This window comes from Pseudomonas entomophila L48, assembly GCF_000026105.1.
Lineage (GTDB): Bacteria > Pseudomonadota > Gammaproteobacteria > Pseudomonadales > Pseudomonadaceae > Aquipseudomonas > Aquipseudomonas entomophila.
Window position 1 is genome coordinate 1,945,310 of the sequence record NC_008027.1, and the last position, 23,898, is coordinate 1,969,207.

Consider the following 23,898-nt stretch of genomic DNA (forward strand, 5'->3'; position numbering starts at 1 on the left):
CGCCACCCAGCCGGGTTACATAGATAGCCCCCGGCGGGCGGCGCGGTGGTTCAGGCCTGGGGCGCGGTGCTCTTGACCGCCGCCAGTTCCGGGTGGGCGACCAGCTTGTCGATGTGCAGCTCGTCGTTGTTCATCCAGGTCTCGGTCAGTACCCGGTAATGCTCCATGTCGCGGCAGCGCATGCGCAGGCTGTAGTCGAAGTGGCCGCTGATCAGCTGGCATTCGTACACCTGCGGGCAGGCCCGCACGGTGGCTTCGAAGGCCTTCTGCGCGGAGCGTCCACTCTGGTTGGACAGCGCCACCAGCACCAGCAACGACAGGCCGGGCGAGACCTGCTGCAGGTCGATGATCGCCCCGTAGCCGCGGATAACGCCGCGCCGTTCCAGCTTGCGCACCCGTTCCAGGCAGGGCCTGGGCGTCAGGTGCACGAGGGTGGAGAGCTTCTCATAGGTGATCCTTCCTTGGTGGCGCAGCACGTCGATGATGGCTTCATCGATGCGATCCAGTGGTGCGACTGCGGTGCTAGTGGCCTTGGTATCCATATACGGCGTGACTTCACTTGAGGCGGTTGGAGAGGAACTGCCGCAGGCGCTCGCTCTGTGGCCGGTCGAGGATCTCGGCGCTGCCGTGCTCTTCGACCAGGCCCTGGTGCAGGAACAGCACCTGGCTCGACACCTGGCGGGCGAACCCCATTTCATGGGTGACCATGAGCATGGTACGTCCTTCCTCGGCGAGCGTCTGTATCACCTTGAGCACTTCGCCGACCAGCTCAGGGTCCAGGGCCGAGGTGGGCTCGTCGAAGAGGATGATCTCCGGTTCCATGGCCAGCGCCCGGGCAATGGCCACGCGTTGTTGCTGACCACCAGAGAGGAACGCCGGGTACTGCTCGGCGGCGCGCGCCGGCAGGCCGACCTTGTCCAGGTATTTGCGGGCACGGGCTTCGGCTTCGCTGGCGCTGACGCCCAGCACCTTGCGCGGCGCCAGGCAGATGTTCTCCAGCACCGTGAGGTGGCTCCACAGGTTGAAGTGTTGGAACACCATGGCCAGGCGCGTGCGCAGGTTCTGCAACTGGGCCGGTGGCGGGGTGCGGGTACCGGGGTGAATTTCCAGGGTTTGGCCGTCCAGGGTGATGCTGCCGGCGTCGGGTTGTTCGAGGAAGTTGATGCAGCGCAAGAAGGTGCTCTTGCCCGAGCCGCTGGCGCCGATCAGGCTGATCACGTCGCCTTTGCGCGCCTGTAGCGAGACGCCCTTGAGCACCTGGTGTTCGCCATAGTGCTTGTGCAGGCCCTCGACGCTGAGCTTGATGGCGCCGGCGTGGGCGCGCGCTGCGGGGGCCTGTTCGAAGGTATTGAGTGGCAATGCGGTAGCAGTCATGAAATCAGCCTCGGGCAGGGACAAGGAAGCGCATCCAGCGGCGCTCGGCCAGTCGGAACAGGCCGACCAGGGCGAAGGACAGCAGCATGTACAGCAGGGCGGCCACGCCAAAGGCCTGGAAGGTCAGGAAGGTCGCGGCGTTGGCGTCGCGGGCCACCTTGAGGATGTCGGCGACGGTGGCGGTGAAGGCCAGCGAGGTGGCGTGCAGCATCAGGATCAGTTCGTTGCTGTAGGCCGGCAGCGAACGGCGCAGGGCGGCTGGCAGCACCAGGAACAGGTTGAGCTTCCAGCCCCTCAGGCCATAGGCCTGGGCCGCTTCCAGTTCACCGGCCGGCAGGTTGCGGATGGCCCCGGCGAAGATCTCCACGGTGTAGGCGCAGGTGTTGAGTACGAACGCCAGCAACGTGCAGTTGAGCGCGTTGCGAAAGAACTGGTCGAGCAGGGCATGCTCGCGTACCACCTGCAGGCTGTACAGTCCGGTGTAGCAGATCAGCAGCTGGATATAGAGCGGTGTGCCGCGGAACACGAAGGTGTACAGCTGCACTGGTAGGCGCAGCCAGGCGTTGCGCGACGCCCGGGCCAGTGCCAGGGGTAGCGAAAGCGCCAGGCCCAGGACCATGCTGGCGACGAACAGCCAGAGGGTCATGGCCAGCCCCGACAGCCCGTTGCCGTCGCTGTACAGGTAGGCCTGGCCGTATTCCTGAAGGAGTTCGATCATCGCGCCAGCTCCTTGATGCCGATGTTGTAGCGCCGCTCAAGGTGCTTGAACAGGCGGTTGGAGAGGGTGGTGATGAGCAGGTAGACCAGCCCGGCCAGACTCAGGAAGAACAGCACGTCGTTGGTGGTCTTGCCGGCGTTCTGCGCGGCCTTGACCAGGTCGGCCAGGCCGATGATCGACACCAGTGCGGTGGACTTGAGCAGTACCAGCCAGTTGTTGCCCAGCCCCGGCAGGGCGAAGCGCATCAGTTGCGGGAACAGCACCAGGCGAAAGCGCTGGGCGCGGCTCAGGCCATAGGCGGTGGCCGCCTCCAGCTGGCCGGCCGGCACGCTGAGGATGGCGCCACGGAAGTTCTCGGTGAAATAGGCGCCATAGATAAAGCCGAGGGTGATCACCCCGGCGCCGAACGGGTCGATTTCCACGTAGTCCCAGCCCAGCGCCTCGGTCAAGTCGTTTAGCCAGATCTGCATGCTGTAGAAGATCAGCAGGATCAGCACCAGGTCGGGGACGCTGCGGATCAGCGTGGTGTAGAGAGTGGCCGGGAGGCGCAGCAGGGGGGAGCGGGACAACTTGGCGCTGGCGCCGATCAGCCCGAGCAACAGGCTCAGGGCCAGCGACAACAAGGCCAGCTTGATCGTCATCCAGGTGCCTTGGGCCAGCAGCGGGCCGAAGCCTTGCAGGCCGCTTGAGAGGAAATCGTGCATGGGCGGAATCTCGCGGGGAGGCTATCGCGGGGCAAGCCCGCTCCCACAGGGAAGCGGGCAGCCTGCCAGGTCACTCGTTGTAGATGTCCAGGTCGCCGACGTATTTCTTCTGGATCTCGGCGTAGGTGCCATCGGCATGGATCAGGGCGATGCCCTTGTCGAGCAGGGCCTTGAGCTCCGGGTCGGTCTTGCGCAGGCCCATGGCGATGTCCAGCGGCAGGGTCGGGTCCTTGATCGCCGGGCCGCTCTTGAAGTCGGCGCCTTCAGGCTTGGAGAGGAAGTTGAGCTGGGCTTCGAGCTTGTCGGTGACGGTGGCGTCGAGGCGCCCGTTCATCAGGTCGGCGTAGTTCTGGTCCTGGGCCTGGTAAGCCTTGACCTGCGCGCCCAGCGGCGCCAGCACGGCACGAGCGTAGGCCTCTTGCAGCGAACCCTGCAGCACACCGACCTGCTTGCCCTTGAGCGATTCGACGGAGTCGCCGAATTCGGCCGACCTGCGCACGATCACTGAGGTCGGGCTGAGGAACAGCTTGTTGGTGAAGTCGATCTGTTTCAGCCGCGCCGGGGTGACCGCCATCGACGACATGATGGCGTCGAACTTGCGCGCCCGCAGGGCGGGGATCATGCCGTCGAACTCGTTGTGCACCCAGGTGCACTTGACCTGCAGCTTGGTGCAGATGGCATTGCCCAGTTCGATGTCGAAGCCTTGCAGGCTGCCATCGGCGGCAACCGATTCGAAGGGGGGGTATTCGGGGTAGACGCCGAAGCGAATCTCGGTCCACTCCTTGGCCTGGGAAACGGTGGTGGCACACAGCGAGAACAGCAGCACGCCGAGGCGTTTTCGCATGGAGAGCATGGTCTTGGGTCCCTGGGTGTTGTTATTGGTAGTAGGGCGATTACCGCGTGTAGGTCCGTCGGTGACTCATGGGTCGGGCTCAGGATGCGCGAGATAGACCGGTTTTTTGTGTCGTTTGCTAGCGCGTCGGGTGCCGGAATCGGCTGTTAGGTCCCTCGCGGCAGCGGAATCGGCTGTTTCGACAAAGATTTATGGAAGTGCGACAGCGGATTCCGCGCGTCGAGCGCGCCCTGTAGGAGCGGCTTTAGCCGCGATCACCCGCGAAGCGGGTGCCAGGCACCGCGGCGTCTGCATCGCGGCTGAAACCGCTCCTACAAGGGGCAATCAGGCTGCGCTGGCCTTGACCCGGGCCGCGGCGGGCCGCAGCAAGGCAAACAGATCTTTCGGGTTCTCAAGCTCCGGCACCAGCGCGATGTCGTGCCCGATATCCAGGGCCCTGGCCACATCCAGCACATAACGCAGCGCCGAGTAGTCCTCCAGGGCAAACCCGACCGAGTCGAACAGGGTCACCTGCTCGGCGTTTTCGCGGCCCGCCGCGCGGCCTTCGACCACCTGCCAGAACTCGGTGGTCGGCGAGTCGCTTGGCATCTGCTGGATCTCACCTTCGATACGGCTCTGCGGCTCGTACTCGACGATCACCCGCGCACGCTCGACGATGTCGCGGTGCAGCTCGGTCTTGCCCGGGCAGTCGCCGCCGACCGCATTGAGGTGCATGCCTGGCTCGATCATCTCTGGGGTGAGAATGGTGGCGTAGGCCTTGTCGGCGGTCACCGTGGTGACGATGTCGGCGTCGCGGACCGCTTCGGCCACGCTGTTGGCAATGGTCAGCGTGAGGGCGGGATAGCCAGCCAGGTTGGCGGCAAGTTTTTCACTCGCCGCACGGTCGATGTCGAACAGGCGGATCTCCTCGATGCCCAGCATCGTGTGGAAGGCGATCGCCTGGAACTCGCTTTGCGAGCCGTTGCCGATCAGTGCCATGCGCTTGCTGCCCGGGCGCGCCAGGTAGCGGGCGGCCAGGGCCGAGGTCGCGGCGGTGCGGATCGCGGTGGTCAGGGTCATCTCGCTGAGCAGTACCGGCGCACCGGTGTCGACGTCGCCCAGGGCGCCGAAGGCCATCACCGTGAGCAGGCCGTTGTGGGTGTTCTTCGGGTGGCCATTGACGTACTTGAAGGCATACAGATTGGCGTCGGACACTGGCATCAGCTCGATCACCCCGTCGGGCGAATGGTTGGCCAGGCGCGCGCACTTCTCGAAGGCGTGCCAGCGCAGGTAGTCCTGGCGGATGTACTCGGCCATCTCCTCAAGGCAGGTGGGCAGGCCCTTGCGGTTGACCAAATGGGCGAGGTCTTGCACGTCGATATAGCGGGTCATGATGAGGCTCCTTTTCAAGTCAGTGGCGCGAGGGCAGGTGGACTTCGGCGAGCATGCAGCGCGCGCTGCCGCCACCGATGCGTTCGATATGGTCGATATTCACCACCACGGGGTGGCTGTGCTGCTCCACCTGGCGGCGTTGCCGCGGGGCCAGCGAGCGCCAGGCGCTGCGTGACATCACCAGCAGCGAGCGACCGTCACGGTCGTGGACTTCGAGCATGTTGCCGGCGAAGTTCTCCAACTGGTCGAAGTCCAGCGTCAGCACCTGCTTGCCGGTATCGCGCAGCGAATGTTCGAGGGTGCGGCGTTCCGTGGCGTGGGGCAGGGCGTCGAGGCAAACCGCGGCGAGCTGGCGGCCGACGTTCATCATTACGTTGCTGTGGTAGATGGGCGCGTGCTGGCGGTCGACGGCGTGGAACAGGCACAGGCGGTAGTCAAGCTGTTCGGCGAACTGGCGCAGGGCATGTTCGTGGGTGCGGCCGGAGTGGCAGGCGTAGCTGATGCGGTGCTCGCGGTCGAGCACCATGCTGCCGGTGCCTTCGAGGAACAGATTCTGCTGTTCCAGCGGGCTCAGGTCGACGGTGCGCTGGATGGCAAAACGCTCCTCCAGTACGCGCAACGCACCCTTGTCGCGCTCCAGGCGACGGTTGTGGCCTTCCATCGGGTAGAGCACCAGGCTGCCATCGGCATGGCTGCTCCACCAGTTGTTGGGGAAGATCGAATCGGGGGTGTGCGGCTCAGGCGTATCCTGCACCACCAGCACCTCGACACCGTGCCGGCGCAGGGTTTCGACGTAGCCGTCGAATTCCTCCAGGGCCTTCTCGCTGGCGGTCGCCGGGTCCAGGGGGGCTTGCTGGAAGCGGTTGTTGAGCGCGGTGTCCGGGTTGAAGGTGAACCGCGCGGGGCGAATCATGAGGACGGTATTTGTTGTTTGCATTGGGCACGCATCCACAGGTGGGCTGTGTGACCATTGTCGGGGGGATCGGTGAAAGATCCCGGCTGAAGCGTGAACGAGTGGCAGCCGGAACCAGCTGAAATGGGGCGCCAGCCAGCCGAATCGGCTGTCACCTCGTAGGAGCCGGCCTTGCCGGCGAACACCGGTGCAGCCGGTGCCATGCGCCATGGTGTTCTTTTTCGCCAGAAAGGCAGGCGTGCAAACAGAAACGGCGCCTCGAAGGGCGCCGTTTCATTTATTGCCGGAACAGCTTACTTATGCAGCTCTTCAGCGGCATACAGGGTGTTCTCCAGCAGGCACGCCCGGGTCATCGGGCCCACGCCGCCCGGCACCGGCGTAATCCAGCCAGCGCGGGGCAGGGCGGTCTCGTAGACCACGTCGCCCACCAGCTTGCCGTCTTCCTGGCGGTTGATGCCGACGTCGATGACGATGGCGCCTTCCTTGACCCACTCACCCTTGACCAGGCCCGGCTTGCCGGCGGCGACCACTACCAGGTCGGCGCGGCCGACATGGCCGGCCAGGTCCTTGGTGAAACGGTGGCAGACGGTGACGGTGCAGCCGGCCAGCAGCAGCTCCATGGCCATGGGGCGGCCGACGATGTTCGAGGCGCCGACGATCACCGCGTTCATCCCGTACAGGTCTTGGCCGGTGCTTTCCAGCAGGGTCATGATGCCTTTCGGGGTGCAGGGGCGCAGCAGCGGGATGCGCTGGGCCAGGCGACCGATGTTGTACGGGTGGAAGCCGTCGACGTCTTTATCCGGGCGGATGCGCTCGAGCAGCAGCGAGGCATCCAGGTGTGCCGGCAGCGGCAGCTGCAGCAGGATGCCATCGACGGCCGGGTCGTCGTTGAGGCGGTCGATCAGGTCGGTCAGGGCTTGCTGCGTGGTATCGCTGGGCAGGTCGAACGCTTGCGAGATGAAGCCGACTTCTTCGCAGTCCTTGCGCTTGTGCGAGACATAGACTTGGGAGGCCGGATCGGTGCCGACCAGGATCACCGCCAGGCCTGGCGTGCGCAGGCCCTGCTGGCGGCGCTCGGCGACACGTTGGGCGATCTGCTGGCGCAGGTTGGCGGCGATCGCCTTGCCATCGATAAGGTGTGCAGTCATAGACGCGTGATTAACCATCGAGAAGGGAACATGAAGAAGGCGGCATTCTCTCACGAGACGGCCCGAGGGCAAAGGCGGATGGTCGGGCAAATTCCCTAAGCCCTTCAATAAATTATATTTTTTTGAGAAAAATGTTGACGCCCTGCGGGGGCGTCTATAAGATTCGCCGCACTTGTCGGGCACTGCCTGGCACGGGTTGGCAAGGTCGGGCAGAATAAGCAGTTGGTTTGTTCGGCTTGACTGTAAGCTTAAGCGCCCGTAGCTCAGCTGGATAGAGCATCCGCCTTCTAAGCGGATGGTCGCAGGTTCGAGTCCTGCCGGGTGCGCCATTAAGGCCTGGGCAAGTAAGCAGTACCGCAATATGGTGGGCGTAGCTCAGTTGGTAGAGCGCCGGATTGTGATTCCGGTTGTCGTGGGTTCGATTCCCATCGTCCACCCCAGATTCTGCAGGGGCGCCTTGATTGAATGATCCGGCGCCTTTGTTTTTGAGTTTCATGCGGACGTGGTGAAATTGGTAGACACACTGGATTTAGGTTCCAGCGGCGCAAGCTGTAAGAGTTCGAGTCTCTTCGTCCGCACCATGTTTCTGTAAGTTTGTACCGCACTATTGCATTATGGTGGGCGTAGCTCAGTTGGTAGAGCGCCGGATTGTGATTCCGGTTGTCGTGGGTTCGATTCCCATCGTCCACCCCATATTTTAGAAGGGCGCCTTGATCGTATGGTCGGGCGCCTTTTTTGTATTTGTTTTCTGTGAAAATGCCGCCGAACGCGGCATTTTTCGTTTCTGCGCCATTGAGCGACGGGGCGGAATTCTGGCGCGAGCGTCATTTCGCTGGCGTCGTGCGTCCTGTGAGCGGGCTGCTGCTGTGCGGTGAGTGTCGATATCGCAAGGGCTGCAAGGCGGCAAGTATGAGCTGGTCGGTTTCTTGCTAGGGGTTGGTTATTGCGCGCGCGTCCGTCGCTGGTATGTATGGGCGTGGCCATCCTCTGAAAACAAGGAAAGACCATGAAAGTCTGTAATGCGTATCGGGAAAACATGTACCACCTGCTCGGGGCGGTATTCAATGCGCTGGAAAAACGCCCGGTAGTGGCCGAGCTGGGTGTTCTGCGTGGGGGAAATGCCATCAAGCTGCACGAGGCGCTGGCGCCGGAGCGCATGGTGCTGATCGACAGCTGGAGCAAGTTGTCCAATGAGGCCTACAGTCCCTTCGACCAGTTGCCGCCATGGGTTTCTCCGGTAGACGAGTACGAGTACTACTATGGCGGCTCGCTGCATGATGATGCTACCTGGGACAAGCTCTACCAAGAGTGCCTGGATAATGTTGCTCACCTGTCCGATGTGACAGTGATTCGCTCCGACACCATTGGTGCCATTGACAAGGTGCGCCAGCAGACCGGTATCGAGCAGTTTGACGTGGTCTATGTCGATGCCAGTCACCAGTATGAGTTCGTTCTGCGCGACCTGATGTATTACCAGGAACTGGTCGGCCCGGATGGCGTGATGATGCTCAACGACTGCTGCCATAGCGTCAACGGCACCAAGCAGAACCTGGGGGTGCTGGAGGCGCTGGGTAGCTTCATGAAGCGTTCGGACTTCATTCCGGTGGCGATGACCAATACCGACTGGTCCGACGTGATCCTGGTGCGCCGTAACTCGGTCATGGTTCAGCTCCTGGACATGGCGCTGGCAAATTCGGATGTTCCTTATGTCGAGATCCCGCATCAGCTGATCACCGCGGCACGCGTGGTATATGGTGCCCAGCGTCATAACGTCAGCTTCGTCTGATATCTGCGCGGGGCGTTTCACCGCCCCGTTGCTTCTTGTGTGGTCCGGTCGTGTTTCCTCTGGTGGCGGCAGTCTGAAAACTGATAGATTTCAGCCGTTTGAAATACCGGCTTGGGGCCGGCAGGGGAAATACCAATGATTGCCAAAGAAGCTCGCCAGGCCCTGGCGTTGCAACGTTTCGCCGAAGCCAATCCGCAATTGCTCGAGGAGATTCGCGAGCTGAATGCGCGCGAGCAGGCCCAGCAGATTGAGTGGGCGTTCGAGGATGCGGCGCAGGAGCAGGGCGTCGAGCCCTGGGAGTACGCGCTGCAGCTGATCGCCGAGTCGCCGGAGCAACTGCAGGCCATGCGTCTGGAGACCCATCGCGAGGTGGCCGAGGCGTTGGGGCTGGGGTGGGAAGAGTATTGCCAGTTCAATGAGATCGATCCGGAATAATCTTGGGGTTTTCCGGTGGTATCGCGTCGAGGCGGTCAGGTTTGGGGCGATAGTCTTGCAGCGCTCATCAGGTCGAGCGCCGCCCGCGCGGCGCATCGCGGATGAATCCGCTCCTACATCTGTTGCAACGTACCGCACCTGTGAGGCCATGGTTGTCAGCCCTGGCGCAAGGCGTGAGTCAGGCGGGGCGTCGGTAGCGCCAGCCGAAAGACCGCGTCGTACCAGCAAAGCGAACAACCATGGCCTATCGGTCATGGCCACGTTGCAAAAAATGTAGGAGCGGATTCATCCGCGATGCGCCGCGCGGGCGGCGCTCGATCTCAAGAGCACTGCAAGGTCTTCGGCATGCACCCGCCAGCCTCCATGCAAGCGCCCTTGAAATCCCGAAAAAAAGCCACATATCAGCTGGCTGTAGTTTGTTTGGCAAGGTTTTACAATCGCACGGCCTCGAATGGCTGGCGCGACCCTGATGTCGAACGGCCCGACGCCACGGCGGGCGGGCCTTTCAAAGAATTCGACCGGCGTGGTTTGCCGACCCTCCAGGTGGCGTGACTTCTGATGCATGAGTCACTAGAATGTTCGCCCTTGATTCTGGAGTCGGGCTATCGCCGGCTAACGTCTGTGCAACGAGGAATATCCATGCAAGTTTCTGTTGAAAATACTACCGCTCTCGAGCGTCGCATGACCATCGCCGTTCCGGCCGAGCGCGTCGAGAAGGAAGTCGAGAAGCGTCTGCAGCAGACTGCCCGTCGTGCCAAGGTTGCCGGCTTCCGCCCAGGCAAGGTGCCGATGAGCGTGATCCGCCAGCGTTTCGAGGGCGACGCTCGCCAGGAAGTCTTCGGTGACCTGGTCCAAGCTTCCTTCTACGAAGCTGTAGTCGAGCAGAAGCTGAACCCGGCCGGCGCCCCTGCCGTCGAGCCAAAATCGTTCGAGAAGGGCAAGGACCTGGAGTTCGTCGCCATCTTCGAAGTCTTCCCTGAATTTACCGTTGCCGGTTTCGAGTCGATCAACGTCGAGCGCCTGAGCGCCGAAGTTGCTGACGCCGACCTGGACAACATGCTGGAAGTCCTGCGCAAGCAGAACACCCGTTTCGAGGCCGTCGAGCGCGCTGCTGCGAACGACGACCAGGTCAACATCGACTTCGTCGGCAAGATCGACGGTGAAGCCTTTGCCGGCGGCTCGGCCAAGGGTACTCAGCTGGTGCTGGGCTCTGGCCGCATGATCCCGGGCTTCGAAGACGGCCTGGTCGGCGCCAAGGCTGGCGAAGAGCGCGTGGTCAACGTGACCTTCCCAGAGGACTACCAGAACCTGGACCTGGCTGGCAAAGCCGCTGAGTTCACCATCACCGTGAACAGCGTTTCCGCGCCTGTGCTGCCAGAGCTGAACGAAGCCTTCTTCGCACAGTTCGGTATCAAGGAATCTTCGCTGGAAGGTTTCCGCGCCGAAGTTCGCAAGAACATGGAGCGTGAACTGCGCCAGGCCATCAAGACCAAGGTCAAGAATCAGGTCATGGACGGTCTGCTGGCCGCCAACCCGATCGAAGTCCCGAAAGCCCTGCTGGAAAACGAAGTCAACCGTCTGCGCGTGCAGGCTGTTCAGCAGTTCGGTGGCAACATCAAGCCTGAGCAGCTGCCGGCCGAACTGTTCGAAGAGCAAGCCAAGCGCCGCGTCGTGCTGGGCCTGATCGTCGCCGAAGTGGTCAAGCAGTTCGAGCTGAAGCCTGATGAAGCAGAAGTTCGCAAGGTGATCGAGGAAATGGCCTCGGCTTATCAAGAGCCTGAGCAGGTCGTTGCCTGGTACTACAAGAACGACCAGCAACTGAACGAAGTCCGTTCGGTTGTACTGGAAGAACAAGTTGTAGATACTGTCCTGCAGAAAGCGACTGTGACCGACAAATCGGTCTCGTACGAAGAAGCTGTCAAGCCAGCACAGGCACCTGCCGCCGCTGAGTGATAAGGCTTCTCTCGTAGGAACCCCACAAGCCAGCCTTCGCGCTGGCTTGTGCGTATTCAAGCCATGACTATTTGGGAGTGAGTGCAGGACATGTCCCGCAATTCTTATATTCAGCAGAGCTCTGACATCCAGGCCGCAGGCGGCCTGGTCCCGATGGTTATCGAGCAGTCCGCCCGTGGCGAACGCGCCTATGACATCTACTCGCGCCTTCTGAAGGAGCGGGTGATCTTCCTGGTCGGCCCCGTAGAAGACTACATGGCCAACCTGGTGGTGGCGCAACTGCTGTTCCTTGAGGCGGAAAACCCGGACAAGGATATCCATCTGTACATCAACTCGCCGGGCGGCTCGGTGACTGCCGGCATGTCGATCTACGACACCATGCAGTTCATCAAGCCGGACGTCTCGACCATCTGCATCGGCCAGGCCTGCAGCATGGGCGCCTTCCTGCTGGCGGCCGGTGCCGCCGGCAAGCGCCACTGCCTGCCCAACTCGCGGGTGATGATTCACCAGCCGCTGGGTGGCTTCCAGGGCCAGGCGACCGACATCGAGATCCACGCCCAGGAAATCCTCAACATCAAGGCGCGCCTGAACGAGCTGCTGGCCCACCACACTGGCCAGTCGCTGGAAACCATCAAGCGCGACACCGAGCGTGACAACTTCATGAGCGCTGCGCGCGCGGCCGAGTACGGCCTGATCGACTCGGTCTACGACAAGCGGCAACTGGCATCCTGAAGCAATGCGCCAGAGCGGGCGGGCACGGATTGTGCCCGCCCGCGGACTTGAAAAAGCCAGCGATTGCCTTCATCTTGTGTTTCAAGCCTACCGGATTGGATCGATCGAATGACTGACACCCGTAATGGCGAGGACAACGGCAAATTGCTCTATTGCTCCTTCTGCGGCAAAAGCCAGCACGAAGTACGCAAGTTGATTGCCGGCCCCTCGGTATTTATCTGCGACGAGTGCGTCGACCTGTGCAACGACATCATCCGTGAGGAGGTGCAGGAAGCCCAGGCCGAGAGCAACGCGCATAAATTACCCTCGCCGAAAGAAATCAGCGGCATCCTGGACCAGTACGTCATTGGTCAGGAGCGCGCGAAAAAGGTCCTGGCCGTAGCGGTATACAACCACTACAAGCGCCTGAACCAACGTGACAAAAAGGGCGACGAAGTCGAACTGGGTAAAAGCAACATCCTGCTGATCGGGCCGACCGGCTCGGGCAAAACGTTGCTTGCCGAGACGCTCGCGCGCCTGCTGAACGTACCGTTCACCATTGCCGACGCCACAACACTGACCGAAGCCGGTTATGTGGGTGAGGATGTCGAGAACATCATTCAGAAACTGCTGCAAAAGTGCGACTACGACGTGGAAAAGGCCCAGATGGGCATTGTCTACATCGACGAGATCGACAAGATCTCGCGCAAGTCGGACAACCCGTCCATCACCCGTGACGTCTCGGGTGAGGGCGTGCAGCAGGCGCTGTTGAAGCTGATCGAAGGCACTGTGGCTTCCGTACCACCACAAGGTGGTCGCAAGCACCCGCAACAGGAATTCCTGCAGGTCGATACCCGCAATATCCTGTTCATCTGCGGTGGCGCCTTCTCTGGCCTGGAAAAGGTCATTCAGAACCGCTCCACCAAAGGTGGCATCGGTTTCAGCGCTGAAGTACGCAGCAAGGAAGAAGGCAAGAAGGTTGGCGAGTCGCTGCGTGAAGTCGAACCGGACGATCTCGTCAAGTTCGGCCTGATCCCCGAGTTCGTCGGTCGTCTGCCTGTGCTGGCTACGCTGGACGAGCTGGACGAGGCTGCGCTGATGCAGATTCTCACCGAGCCGAAGAATGCGCTGACCAAGCAATACGCCAAGCTGTTCGAGATGGAAAGCGTCGACCTCGAGTTCCGCAGCGATGCGCTCAAGGCCGTGGCACGCAAGGCGCTGGAGCGCAAAACTGGCGCCCGTGGCCTGCGTTCCATCCTCGAAGGCGTGCTGCTCGACACCATGTACGAAATTCCTTCGCAGAAGGAAGTCAGCAAGGTGGTGATCGACGAAAGCGTCATCGAAGGGACTTCGCAGCCGCTGCTGATCTACGAGAACAGCGAGCCGCAAGCCAAGGCCGCCCCCGACGCCTGATCGGGCAGGGGGGCAGCAACCAGCAAAGGGGCCTTCGGGCCCCTTTCTGCATTTCATGGACACCGCGCTTGTAATTTCCCAAGGCTGCCCCCACATTAGCCCCAAGCACCATTTCCAACGGTTTCCGGCCACAAGGCCGCTGTAGAGGCGAAATCATGAAGACCACCCTCGACTTGCCTCTTTTGCCATTGCGGGACGTTGTCGTCTATCCGCACATGGTCATCCCGCTGTTCGTGGGGCGTGAGAAGTCCATCGAAGCCCTCGAGGCCGCGATGACGGGCGAAAAGCAGATCCTGCTGCTGGCCCAGAAGAATCCCGCCGACGATGATCCAGGCGAAGACGCCCTGTATCGCGTCGGTACTGTCGCAACCGTGCTGCAACTGCTCAAGCTGCCTGATGGCACCGTCAAGGTGCTGGTCGAAGGCGAGCAGCGTGGCGCGGTCGAGCGCTTCACCGAAGTCGAAGGGCACGTCCGTGCCGAAGTCAGCCTGATCGACGAAACCGAGACCGCCGAGCGCGAGTCCGAGGTGTTCGTGCGCACCCTGCTGTCGCAGTTCGAGCAGTATGTGCAACTGGGCAAGAAAGTCCCGGCCGAAGTGTTGTCCTCGCTCAACAGCATCGAGGAGCCAGGGCGCCTGGTCGACACCATGTCGGCGCACATGGCGTTGAAGATCGAGCAGAAGCAGGAAATCCTCGAGATCGTCGACCTGCAGGCCCGTGTCGAGCACGTGCTGGCGCTGCTGGATGCCGAGATCGACCTGTTGCAGGTCGAAAAGCGCATCCGTGGCCGCGTCAAGAAGCAGATGGAGCGCAGCCAGCGCGAGTACTACCTGAATGAGCAGATGAAGGCCATTCAGAAGGAGCTCGGTGATGGCGATGAAGGTCACAACGAAGTCGAGGAGCTGAAGAAGCGCATCGATGCCGCCGGCCTGCCCAAGGACGCCCTGGCCAAGGCCCAGGCCGAACTGAACAAGCTCAAGCAGATGTCGCCGATGTCGGCTGAAGCCACCGTTGTGCGTTCGTACCTGGACTGGCTGGTGCAGGTGCCATGGAAAGCCCAGAGCAAGGTGCGCCTGGACCTGGCCAAGGCCGAAGAGATTCTCGACTCCGACCATTACGGTCTGGAAGAGGTCAAGGAGCGCATCCTCGAATATCTCGCCGTACAGAAGCGCGTGAAGAAGATCCGTGGCCCGGTACTGTGCCTGGTCGGCCCGCCCGGCGTCGGCAAGACTTCGCTGGCCGAGTCGATCGCCGCCGCCACCAACCGCAAGTTCGTGCGCATGGCCCTGGGTGGCGTGCGTGACGAAGCCGAGATTCGTGGCCATCGCCGTACCTACATCGGTTCGATGCCTGGCCGTCTGATTCAGAAGATGACCAAGGTCGGTGTGCGCAATCCGCTCTTCCTGCTCGACGAGATCGACAAGATGGGCAGCGACATGCGTGGTGACCCTGCTTCTGCGCTGCTGGAGGTACTCGACCCCGAGCAGAACCACAACTTCAACGATCACTACCTGGAAGTCGACTACGACCTCTCGGACGTGATGTTCCTGTGCACCTCGAACTCGATGAACATTCCGCCGGCGCTGCTCGACCGCATGGAAGTCATCCGCCTGCCGGGTTACACCGAGGACGAGAAGATCAACATCGCGGTCAAGTACCTGGTGCCCAAGCAGGTCAAGGCCAATGGCCTGAAGAAGGATGAGCTGGAGGTCGATGTCTCGGCGATCCGCGACATCATCCGCTTCTACACCCGCGAAGCCGGCGTGCGTGGCCTCGAGCGGCAGATCGCCAAGGTCTGCCGCAAGGTGGTCAAGGAGCACACCGGCAACAAGCAGGTGAAGGTCAAGGTGACCGGCGAGCAGCTCGAGCAACTGTTGGGGGTGCGCAAGTTCCGCTACGGCCTGGCTGAACAGCAAGACCAGATCGGTCAGGTCACGGGCCTGGCCTGGACCCAGGTGGGTGGCGAACTGCTGACCATCGAGGCCGTGGTCATCCCGGGCAAAGGGCAGTTGATCAAGACCGGCTCGCTCGGCGACGTCATGGTTGAGTCGATCACGGCCGCGCAGACCGTCGTGCGCAGCCGTGCCCAGAGCCTGGGGATCGCTGCAGACTTCCATGAAAAACGCGACGTTCACATCCACATGCCGGAAGGGGCCACCCCCAAGGATGGCCCGAGCGCCGGCATCGGCATGTGCACCGCGCTGGTGTCTGCATTGACTCAGATTCCTGTGCGTGCCGATGTCGCCATGACCGGTGAAATCACCCTGCGTGGCCAGGTATTGGCCATCGGTGGTCTAAAGGAAAAACTACTGGCGGCACACCGTGGCGGGATCAAGACGGTGATCATTCCCGAGGAAAACGTTCGCGACCTCAAGGAAATTCCGGAAAACATCAAGCAGGATCTTCAGATCAAACCGGTCAAATGGATTGACGAAGTCCTCCAAATTGCGCTGCAATACGCCCCGGAGCCCTTGCCGGATGTGGCTCCGGAGATTGTCGCGAAAGACGAAAAGCGCGACGGCGATGCTAAGGAAAGAATCAGCACGCATTAGTACGTATTTCGCTGGGGGGCTTGGTTGACAGCATTTTCGGGGCCTTGCTATAAAGCGGCACGCCAGTGTCAACAGGCCACTCAGCGCTCGTTTCATAAGCTTTTCATTACATACTTAGAAACAAACTCAATAGAGAAATAAGGGGACTTAGAGTGAACAAGTCGGAACTGATTGACGCTATCGCCGCATCTGCTGACATCCCGAAAGCTGTAGCCGGCCGTGCGCTGGACGCAGTCATCGAATCCGTCACCGGCGCCCTGAAGCAAGGTGACGATGTGGTACTGGTTGGTTTCGGTACCTTCTCGGTCAAGGAACGCGCCGAGCGTACCGGCCGCAACCCGCAAACCGGCAAGGCGATCAAGATCGCTGCCGCCAAGGTTCCAGGCTTCAAGGCTGGCAAGGGCCTGAAAGACGCCGTCAACTAAGTCGTCTCTTCAGCCGGCTCGGGCTTCAACGAGCCGACCGCGTGACGGCGGGTCGCAAACGTTCCCGCTGGCACGCTCGCTTCGAAAAGGCGCATCCACTGGATGCGCCTTTCTTCTATCAGGATTCTACCCACGCTCCGCGGTTGTCGACGCAGTGGTACAGCCGTTTCTGGGGGACGCATGCTGCAGAATATCAGGGACAATTCACAAGGTTGGATTGCCAAGACCATCATTGGCCTCATCGTCGTGCTCATGGCGTTGACCGGTTTCGAAGCCATCTTCCAAGCCGCCACCCATAGCCAGGACGCCGCCAAGGTAAACGGCCAGACCATCAGCCAGAACGAGCTGAGCCAGGCCGTCGACATGCAGCGCCGCCAGCTGATGCAACAGCTGGGCAAGGATTTCGACCCTGCGCTGCTGGACGAAAAGATGCTGCGCGAAGCCGCGCTCAAGGGGCTGATCGATCGCAAGCTGCTGTTGCAGGGCGCCGAAGACGCCAAGTTCGCTTTCTCCGAGGCCGCGCTGGATCAGCTGATCCTGCAGACGCCTGAATTCCAGGTCGATGGCAAGTTCAGCGCCGAACGCTTCGACTCGGTCATCCGCCAGATGGGCTACGGGCGCATGCAGTTCCGCGAGATGCTCGCTCAGGAAATGCTCATCGGCCAACTGCGCACCGGCCTGGCCGGTAGCAGCTTCGTCACCGACAAGCAGGTCGAAGCCTTCGCGCGTCTGGAGAAGCAGACCCGTGACTTCGCCGCGCTGACCTTCAAGGCCGACCCGGCCGCGGTCAAGGTGAGCGATGAGGAAGTCAAGGCGCACTATGACCAGCACGCCAAGGAGTTCATGACTCCGGACCAAGTGGTCATCGACTACATCGAGCTGAAGAAGTCGGCCTTCTTCGACCAGGTCAAGGTCAACGACGACGAGCTCAAGGCGCTGTACGAGAAGGAAATCGCCAACCTTGGCGAGCAGCGCCATGCCGCGCACATCCTGATCGAGGTCAACGACAAGACCACCGACGCCCAGGCCAAGGCCCGCATCGAGGAAATCCAGCAACGCCTGGAAAAGGGCGAGGACTTCGCCAAGCTGGCCAAGGCGTTCTCCCAGGACCCGGGCTCCGCCAATGCAGGCGGTGACCTCGGCTTTGCTGGCCCAGGTGTGTACGACCCGACCTTCGAGGACGCGCTGTACAAGCTGAACAAGGACCAGGTGTCCGCCCCGGTGCGCACCCAGTTCGGCTATCACCTGGTCAAGCTGCTGGGCGTCCAGGCACCTGACGTACCGAGCTTCGCCAGCCTGAAGGACAAGCTGACTCGCGAGCTGAAGACCCAGCAAGTGGAGCAGCGCTTCGTCGAGGCGACCAAGCAACTCGAGGATGCGGCATTCGAGGCATCCGACCTGGTTCAGCCTGCCCAGGACCTGGGCCTGAAAGTGCAGACCTCCGCGGCGTTCGGCCGTGAAGGCGGCGAAGGTATCACCGCCAACCGTGCGGTGATTCAGGCAGCCTTCAGCGAGCAGGTGCTGGAGGAGAGCGCCAACAGCAACGGCATCGAGCTGGATCCGGAGACCGTGGTGGTATTGCGGGTCAAGGAGCACCGCAAGCCTGAACAGTTGCCGCTGGAGGCCGTGGCCAAGAACATCAGCCAGCACCTGGCCAAGGAGAAGGCGACCGCCGAACTCAAGGCCAAGGCCGACAAGCTGATTGCCGGCCTGCGTGAGGGTTCGGTCAAGGCCGCCGGTCAGAGCTGGAAGGTCCAGGAAGCGGCTACCCGTGGCCAGGACGGTATTGACCCGGCCGAGTTGCAGGCAGTGTTCCGCATGGCCAAGCCCGAGTCCAAGGACAAGCCCGTGTATGGCAGTGTAGTGCTGGGCGATGGCAGCCTGGTTGTGCTGCAGCTCAAGGGGGTCAACGAAGGTGCCGCCGCCACCGACGAGGAGAAGGCGCAGATTCGTCGCTACCTCGCTTCGCGTGCCGGTTCGCAGGACTTCGCGGCCTACCGCAAGCTGCTCGAAGGCAGTGCCGATATCACGCGCTACTGAGTGGTGCGCTGATCACGAAACAGGCCGCTTATGCGGCCTGTTTCGTTTCCGGGCATTCTGCCTGTAGGAGCGGCTTCAGCCGCGATGCGATCGACGCGGTATCTGGCACCGGTTGCGCTGGTGTTCGCGGCTGAAGCCGCTCCTACACGTACGTAACTAGCGTCGCTGCCCTTCGTGGGCATCCAGCGTATCCCGCGCAATTTCCCGCCCCAGGGCAATCAACTCCGGTGCCTTGTAGAACTCGAAAAACCGGCAGACCCGTTTGGGCACGTTGATCAGCACATCGGGTGGATAACCCGCGATCTTGTACTGTGCCAGCGACGTTTGCATCACCTCGAAACTCTGGTTGATCAGGTCGAGCAGAGACGCCGGGCCTACGTTGTCGATGATGAACGAACCCGTCGCCGACTTCGGGGCGCCTTCGCTTTCCGGCGCGGCCGCCGGCTGCTGGCCTTCGGGTTCGGCACTCTCGCCCAGCCAAGGGTTGGGGGGCGCCAGGCTCTCCACGGTGATCTCCTGGTCGATGCGCATCAATTGCTCGGCCGGCTTGCGGCGGAACGGCAGGCGCGAGCCGAGCGAGCTGATCAACGAGTCGAAACGCATCTTGAACGCCGCTGGGCGTTCGATCACTGGCAACTGGTATTGCTTCTGGTTAGTTGCATTGAGGTTGACCGCGATGATCAGATCGCAATGGCTGGATACCACCGGAACAATCGGCAACGGGTTGAGAATGCCGCCGTCGACCAGCATCCGATTACCCTGCACCACGGGCGTGAACAGGCTGGGGATCGCTGCGGAGGCACGCATGGCCTGGTGCAGGCAACCTTCCTGGAACCAGATTTCCTGCTGGTTGGTCAGGTCGGCGGCCACCGCTGTGTAGGGAATGCGCAATTGTTCGATGTCGATCTCACCGACGATCTTGCGGATCTGCCCGAACACCTTGTCGCCCCTTATGGCGCCCAGGCGAAAGCTCACGTCGACCAGGCGCAGCACGTCGAGGTAGTCCAGGCTCTCGATCCAGTTGCGGTACTCATCGAGCTTGCCGGCGGCATAGATGCCGCCGATCACGGCGCCCATCGAGCAGCCGGCGATACAACCGATTTCATAGCCGCGCCGCTCGATCTCCTCGATCACGCCAATGTGGGCGTACCCCCGTGCGCCGCCCGAGCCCAGTACCAGTGCCACACGTTTGCTCATGATTTTTCCCCCAGGCTTGTGCCACCATGGTCCAACAATGCACCCATTGCCGCCTGTGCTTCAATGTAGCCCGCGCTGGACTACGCTGAGCAGGGCACTTTTCGTTTGCTTTGCCGTCGAACGGCCACCTATGTCTTACTGCCTTGAGGTATCACCGATGAAAGCTTGGATCACCCTTCCTCTGATTGCCCTGGCCCTGGTGGGCTGCGCGGGCAAGACGGCCTACCGTGACAGCTGCGCGACGCAGCTCGATGCCGCCTGGAAGGAGTTGGACCTGGCCAAGGCCGAAGGTTTCGCCGGCACCGTCAGTTACTCCAAGGCGCTGTCGTTGTTGACCGGCGCCAAGACCCAGCAGCAGTTCGAAGGCTTCGAGGGCTGCACCCGCAAAGCCGAAAAGGCACGGTTCTACATTCGTGAGTCTCGCGCCGGACGTTGATCCGAGGAGGGCGCCATGCTCGACCACGTGGTTTCCCAGGTGCTTGCCCTCAACGTACGCCTGTTGGCTTGTCGCGAGCGCCTGGCCGCGGATACCGACAGCGAGGCGCTGCATGACCTGCGCATCGCCCTGCGCCGCCTGCGCAGCTTGCTGCGGCCTTTGCGCGAACTCCCGGGTGTCGAGCAACTGGAAAGCGCCACGGCGTCGCTGGGTACACTCACGACACCGCTGCGGGACCGTGAGGTGCTGGCGGCGCAACTGATCGAGCATGGTCACCTGCAGGCGGGGCAGCGTCGGCTCGAGGGCAGGGCGCAGGCCTTCGCCGGTGTCGCGGCAAGCCCTCAGCTGGCGCGGGTGCTGGCGATCCTGGATGCGTTTCCGCTGTTTCTTCGGGCGGCGGACCGTGAGGGGTTGGTGAAGAATCTCCAGCGTCGCATCGACAAGCGCCTGGAAAAGCAGTGGCGCACGCTTGGCAAGGCGCTGGAAGACCCGGCCCACGATCGCCACCGCCTGCGCCTGCTGATCAAACGGGTGCGCTACGGCGACGAAGCCTACCCGCAGCTCGAGCATGCCCGCAGGTCGCTGCAACGGTTGCTCAAGCGCGCGCAGGGTGACCTGGGCGACTGGCACGACCGAGTGCAATGGCTGCTGCAGGTGCGCGAACACAGCGACCTGGCCGGTTGCAAGGTGGCCTGGGAGCGTGAGCTGCATGCGGCCGAGCGTCGCTCCGACATCACCCTCGAAGCCCTGCGCGAGGCCTTGGCGCGTCGATAGCCGCTGCAAATGACCGATATGCGGGCTGCCGCCGAAGCGGCCGCTGGTTAAGATCGAGACTTTTGCGCAGGAGCCTGGGGCATGAACTTCACTGATTTGATAGCGGCGGCGCGCGCGCACCCCGAGGCGGTCAGCGTGCCGGCCAGCTGGGCGCAGGGGCGGGCGGTATTCGGTGGGCTGATGGCGGCGATGGTGCACGAGGCGATGCGCCAGAAGTTGGTGGATGATCGCCCGGTGCGATCGCTGGCCATCACCTTCGTCGGCCCCGCGGCACCGGATGTACCGATCAGCCTTGAAGTCGAAGTGCTGCGCGAGGGCAAGGCGGTCAGCACGCTGCTTGGGCGGGCGGTGCAGGATGGCCAGGTAGTGACCTTGGTGCAGGGTAGCTTCGGTGCCGGGCGCCCGTCGGCAGTCGCGGTCGAGGCGCAGCCGGCCATGGCCATCAAGCCGCTGGAGCAATCGGCGCCTGAGCTGCCTTATATCAAGGGTGTGACCCCCGAGTTCATGCGTCATGTGGCATTGCGCTGGTCGATTGGGGGCCTGCCGTTCAGTGGCAACGATTCGCGGCACATGGGTGGCTGGGTGCGCTTGCGCGATGTGGCCGAGGGACCGGTGGAGGTGGCGCATCTACTGGCGCTGGTCGATGCCTGGCCACCAAGCCTGATGCCGTTCCTCAAGCAACCTGCCGCCGGCAGCACCTTGACCTGGACCATCGAGTTCATTCAGCCCATGCCCAGGCTGTCGACCCTGGACTGGTGCCGCTACGTCGTCGAGACCGAGCATGCGCGTGATGGCTATGGGCATGCCGCGGCGGCGTTGTGGACGGCGCAAGGGGAGTTGCTGGCGTTGAGTCGGCAGACGGTGACCGTTTTCGCTTGAGCGCTGGTGCTCATGCCCTCTGTAGGAGCGGCTTCAGCCGCGATGCCGGCAACGCGGTGTCTGGTACCCGCTTCGCGGGTGATCGCGGCTAAAGCCGCTCCTACAGATCAATGGCGGTGCTTGTGCCGTTCACGCCACGCACGCCACCAGGCGCCGCTGAGGACGAACCGCGGGAAGGTGATGAACTGTTCGGTCAGCAGCCGTTGCACGGCATCCTTGCGGTTGGCGAAAGGCTCGGGTTGTTCGGTCTCCAGACGATGCCCCTGGCGTTGCAGGCCCAGGCCGGCGATCAAGGCGATGATGCCCACGGCAATCTGCGACAGCTCCAGGGCGAACAACCCCGACAGCACCAGCAGCGCTCCCAGGATGAACAGCGGCACGGCGATCAGGTGCAGGACCAGGTTGGTCGGGTGGCGGTGATTGTGGTGGTAGCCACGCCATTGCCAGGCGGGCAGGTTGGGCAGTCGTTTGCTCATGGACAGGTTCCTCACAAGGATGTCCAAAGCTTAGTGCGGCCCCCGGGCGGGGGCCAATCGAGGCTGGCTATGGTGGCTATAGCATGGCCTAGTGTCCTGTCTCGGAAATAAGCTGTTCACTTTTGGCGGCGTCTTGGGCGCCCGGCCGGCGTTGCCACTCCTCGCCATAGCCCTGCTATGACTCGTCGCGGCGCCTTGTCCGAACACCCAAGCCACTCGCCAAAAGTGAACGTATTTCCGAGACAGGACACTAGAGCTTGAGCTGGCCGATCGCCTTGTTCAACTCGCCGGCCAGGGTGGCCAGCTCGCTGCTGGTGGTGGCCGAGCCCACGGTCTGCTGCACGGTCTCTTCGGTGACATCGCGGATGCTCACCACCGCACGGTTCATCTCTTCGGCGACCTGGCTCTGCTGCTCGGCTGCCACGGCGATTTGCGTATTGCTCTCGCGCATCTGCGCCACCGCGCTGGTGATCTCGGCCAGGGCCTCCCCGGCCTCGCGGGCCTGCTTGACGCAATCGTCGGCCTTGTACGAGCTCTCCTGCATGAAATCCACCGCGTCACGGGTGCCGGCCTGCAGGTCGGCGACCATGGTGGTGATCTCATCGGTGGAGGTTTGCACGCGCTTGGCCAGGTTGCGCACTTCGTCGGCGACCACGGCGAAACCACGGCCCAGGTCACCGGCCCGGGCTGCCTCGATGGCCGCGTTGAGGGCGAGCAGGTTGGTCTGTTCGGCGATGCTGTGGATCACCCCGACCACGCCGTTGATCTTCTGGCTGTCGTCGGCCAGCTGACGGATCATCTCGGCGGTCTGCTGCACGCCGCTGGACAGGCCGGCGATCGAGTCCTGCACGCGGCTGACCACGGCCTGGCCGCTGCCGGCGAGGGTGTCTGCGGCCTGCGACAGGTCGCGGGTGGCGCCGGCATGCTGGGCGATGTGGTGCACGGTGGCGGTCATTTCGTTGATCGCCGTGGCGGCCTGGTCGGTCTCGCTCTGCTGGCCGATCATGCCGTGGCGTACTTCGCTCATGCTGCCGGCCAGGCGTGCAGCACCGGAGTCGAGCTGGGCGGCAGTGCGCGCCACGGTGCTGACCACGCGGTGGTAAGTGGCTTGCATGGCGTTGAAGGCCCCTGCCATCTGGCCAACCTCGTCGCCGCAGGCCAGCGGAACACGGGCCGAGAGATCACCGGTTCTTTCGACGTGGAGCATCACGTCCTTGAGCGTGTTGAGCTGGCTGAGCAGGAAGCGGATCAGCAACTGCGAGGCGCACAGCATCGCCAGCATCAGGATCAGCACACACACCGCATAGTTGCTGAAGCGATCGAAATAGACCTGGCGCAGGCTCGGCGATTGGGCGAGGACGGCCAGGTGCTGGTCGCCCTGGCGAATCACCTGGGCGCCGAACAGCGGGTTGTCGCCGAGGATCCAGGCGGTGGGCAGGGCGACCCAGCCTTGGGCATCGCGCAGGGCTTCCAGTGGTTCGCCGGCAAAGGTGGGCGTCTGGCCGGTGCGCCAGGTGATCAGGTTGCCTTGGGCGGGCAGGGGCTGCCCGGCTGGCCAGGCGGCCAGCAGCTGGGCCTGGCTCTGCACCTGGGCCTCGACACCGTTGGCGCGGGCCTGTTGCTCCAGGTATACGGCGTAGAGCACGAGCATCAGGGTGGTGACGAACGCCACCGCGTTGACGGCCCAGAACTTGTACTTCAGGGAAATATTGCTAAGCCAGGCACCCATGGTAGGTCTTC

22 protein-coding genes and 4 tRNA genes are annotated in these 23,898 nt (G+C 62.5%); 15 read left to right on the forward strand and 11 right to left on the reverse strand.

The genetic code is table 11. The features are described from left to right. Positions 1 to 50 precede the first annotated feature (50 nt). From PSEEN_RS08625 to folD, 8 genes are all read right to left on the reverse strand, one after another. On the reverse strand, positions 51 to 542 hold the full coding sequence (locus PSEEN_RS08625; protein WP_011533102.1) for an Lrp/AsnC family transcriptional regulator: 492 nt from the start codon (positions 540 to 542) through the stop codon (positions 51 to 53). A gap of 13 nt (positions 543 to 555) precedes the next feature. Continuing rightward, entirely contained in the window at positions 556 to 1,374 is an 819-nt protein-coding gene (locus tag PSEEN_RS08630) for an ABC transporter ATP-binding protein (RefSeq protein WP_083789215.1), read from the reverse strand. 4 nt (positions 1,375 to 1,378) lie between these two features. Further along, the gene (hisM, locus tag PSEEN_RS08635) at positions 1,379 to 2,092 is read right to left on the reverse strand and encodes a histidine ABC transporter permease HisM (protein ID WP_011533104.1); all 714 of its coding nucleotides are present in this window, start codon (positions 2,090 to 2,092) and stop codon (positions 1,379 to 1,381) included. Beyond that, positions 2,089 to 2,796 carry an ABC transporter permease gene (locus PSEEN_RS08640; protein ID WP_011533105.1) on the reverse strand — a complete coding sequence of 236 codons (708 nt, stop codon included), beginning with the start codon at positions 2,794 to 2,796 and terminating at the stop codon, positions 2,089 to 2,091. The genes hisM and PSEEN_RS08640 overlap by 4 nt, the downstream gene beginning before the upstream one ends. A gap of 70 nt (positions 2,797 to 2,866) precedes the next feature. After that, positions 2,867 to 3,649 (reverse strand): ABC transporter substrate-binding protein, encoded by a 783-nt coding sequence (locus PSEEN_RS08645; RefSeq protein ID WP_011533106.1) that lies wholly within the window; start codon positions 3,647 to 3,649, stop codon positions 2,867 to 2,869. Positions 3,650 to 3,973: 324 nt separating this feature from the next. After that, on the reverse strand, positions 3,974 to 5,020 hold the full coding sequence (locus tag PSEEN_RS08650) for an ornithine cyclodeaminase (RefSeq protein ID WP_011533107.1): 1,047 nt from the start codon (positions 5,018 to 5,020) through the stop codon (positions 3,974 to 3,976). A gap of 19 nt (positions 5,021 to 5,039) precedes the next feature. Next, a complete protein-coding gene (gene ctlX, locus PSEEN_RS08655) occupies positions 5,040 to 5,957 on the reverse strand; it encodes a citrulline utilization hydrolase CtlX (protein ID WP_044487891.1) in 918 nt (305 codons plus the stop codon). 269 nt (positions 5,958 to 6,226) lie between these two features. Continuing rightward, on the reverse strand, positions 6,227 to 7,081 hold the full coding sequence (gene folD / locus PSEEN_RS08660) for a bifunctional methylenetetrahydrofolate dehydrogenase/methenyltetrahydrofolate cyclohydrolase FolD (protein WP_011533109.1): 855 nt from the start codon (positions 7,079 to 7,081) through the stop codon (positions 6,227 to 6,229). A 252-nt stretch (positions 7,082 to 7,333) separates the two neighbouring features. Between folD and PSEEN_RS08665 the strand changes: the two genes are divergently transcribed. The 12 genes from PSEEN_RS08665 (at position 7,334) to PSEEN_RS08720 (ending at position 18,396) form a co-directional block, all read left to right on the forward strand. Further along, a tRNA-Arg gene (locus tag PSEEN_RS08665) sits at positions 7,334 to 7,410 on the forward strand. 35 nt (positions 7,411 to 7,445) lie between these two features. After that, positions 7,446 to 7,521, forward strand: a tRNA-His gene (locus tag PSEEN_RS08670). A gap of 56 nt (positions 7,522 to 7,577) precedes the next feature. After that, a tRNA-Leu gene (locus PSEEN_RS08675) sits at positions 7,578 to 7,662 on the forward strand. Between the two features lie 36 nt (positions 7,663 to 7,698). Next, positions 7,699 to 7,774 (forward strand) — tRNA-His (locus tag PSEEN_RS08680). Between the two features lie 313 nt (positions 7,775 to 8,087). Further along, positions 8,088 to 8,867 carry a class I SAM-dependent methyltransferase gene (locus tag PSEEN_RS08685; RefSeq protein ID WP_011533111.1) on the forward strand — a complete coding sequence of 260 codons (780 nt, stop codon included), beginning with the start codon at positions 8,088 to 8,090 and terminating at the stop codon, positions 8,865 to 8,867. 135 nt (positions 8,868 to 9,002) lie between these two features. Then, entirely contained in the window at positions 9,003 to 9,302 is a 300-nt protein-coding gene (locus PSEEN_RS08690; protein ID WP_011533112.1) for a DUF6388 family protein, read from the forward strand. Between the two features lie 639 nt (positions 9,303 to 9,941). Next, positions 9,942 to 11,255 (forward strand): trigger factor, encoded by a 1,314-nt coding sequence (gene tig / locus PSEEN_RS08695; protein WP_011533113.1) that lies wholly within the window; start codon positions 9,942 to 9,944, stop codon positions 11,253 to 11,255. Between the two features lie 90 nt (positions 11,256 to 11,345). Further along, positions 11,346 to 11,987 carry an ATP-dependent Clp endopeptidase proteolytic subunit ClpP gene (clpP, locus tag PSEEN_RS08700; RefSeq protein ID WP_011533114.1) on the forward strand — a complete coding sequence of 214 codons (642 nt, stop codon included), beginning with the start codon at positions 11,346 to 11,348 and terminating at the stop codon, positions 11,985 to 11,987. Between the two features lie 108 nt (positions 11,988 to 12,095). Beyond that, positions 12,096 to 13,379 carry an ATP-dependent Clp protease ATP-binding subunit ClpX gene (gene clpX / locus PSEEN_RS08705; RefSeq protein ID WP_044487893.1) on the forward strand — a complete coding sequence of 428 codons (1,284 nt, stop codon included), beginning with the start codon at positions 12,096 to 12,098 and terminating at the stop codon, positions 13,377 to 13,379. A 155-nt stretch (positions 13,380 to 13,534) separates the two neighbouring features. Continuing rightward, positions 13,535 to 15,931: an endopeptidase La gene (gene lon / locus PSEEN_RS08710; RefSeq protein ID WP_011533116.1), complete on the forward strand. Its 2,397-nt coding sequence runs from the start codon at positions 13,535 to 13,537 to the stop codon at positions 15,929 to 15,931. A 152-nt stretch (positions 15,932 to 16,083) separates the two neighbouring features. After that, positions 16,084 to 16,356, forward strand: a complete 273-nt coding sequence (hupB, locus tag PSEEN_RS08715) for a nucleoid-associated protein HU-beta (RefSeq protein WP_011533117.1) — start codon at positions 16,084 to 16,086, stop codon at positions 16,354 to 16,356. A gap of 180 nt (positions 16,357 to 16,536) precedes the next feature. Continuing rightward, positions 16,537 to 18,396, forward strand: coding sequence for a SurA N-terminal domain-containing protein (locus PSEEN_RS08720; protein ID WP_011533118.1), 1,860 nt, complete (start codon positions 16,537 to 16,539; stop codon positions 18,394 to 18,396). A 156-nt stretch (positions 18,397 to 18,552) separates the two neighbouring features. Here PSEEN_RS08720 and PSEEN_RS08725 read toward each other — a convergent pair whose 3' ends face one another. Beyond that, entirely contained in the window at positions 18,553 to 19,593 is a 1,041-nt protein-coding gene (locus PSEEN_RS08725) for a patatin-like phospholipase family protein (protein ID WP_011533119.1), read from the reverse strand. Between the two features lie 157 nt (positions 19,594 to 19,750). On the opposite strand from PSEEN_RS08725, the gene PSEEN_RS08730 reads away from it, so the two are divergent. The 3 genes from PSEEN_RS08730 to PSEEN_RS08740 all read left to right on the forward strand — a co-directional run bounded on the left by PSEEN_RS08730 (position 19,751) and on the right by PSEEN_RS08740 (position 21,682). Further along, entirely contained in the window at positions 19,751 to 20,029 is a 279-nt protein-coding gene (locus tag PSEEN_RS08730) for a hypothetical protein (RefSeq protein ID WP_011533120.1), read from the forward strand. A 15-nt stretch (positions 20,030 to 20,044) separates the two neighbouring features. Beyond that, positions 20,045 to 20,803 carry a CHAD domain-containing protein gene (locus PSEEN_RS08735; RefSeq protein ID WP_011533121.1) on the forward strand — a complete coding sequence of 253 codons (759 nt, stop codon included), beginning with the start codon at positions 20,045 to 20,047 and terminating at the stop codon, positions 20,801 to 20,803. A gap of 81 nt (positions 20,804 to 20,884) precedes the next feature. Next, positions 20,885 to 21,682: an acyl-CoA thioesterase gene (locus PSEEN_RS08740; protein WP_011533122.1), complete on the forward strand. Its 798-nt coding sequence runs from the start codon at positions 20,885 to 20,887 to the stop codon at positions 21,680 to 21,682. A gap of 107 nt (positions 21,683 to 21,789) precedes the next feature. Here the strand turns inward: PSEEN_RS08740 and PSEEN_RS08745 are convergent, their stop codons facing one another. Both PSEEN_RS08745 and PSEEN_RS08750 read right to left on the reverse strand, forming a co-directional pair. Further along, positions 21,790 to 22,158 (reverse strand): Mpo1-like protein, encoded by a 369-nt coding sequence (locus PSEEN_RS08745; protein WP_011533123.1) that lies wholly within the window; start codon positions 22,156 to 22,158, stop codon positions 21,790 to 21,792. A gap of 250 nt (positions 22,159 to 22,408) precedes the next feature. Continuing rightward, positions 22,409 to 23,887 (reverse strand): methyl-accepting chemotaxis protein, encoded by a 1,479-nt coding sequence (locus PSEEN_RS08750; protein ID WP_011533124.1) that lies wholly within the window; start codon positions 23,885 to 23,887, stop codon positions 22,409 to 22,411. Between the last annotated feature and the right edge of the window lie 11 nt (positions 23,888 to 23,898).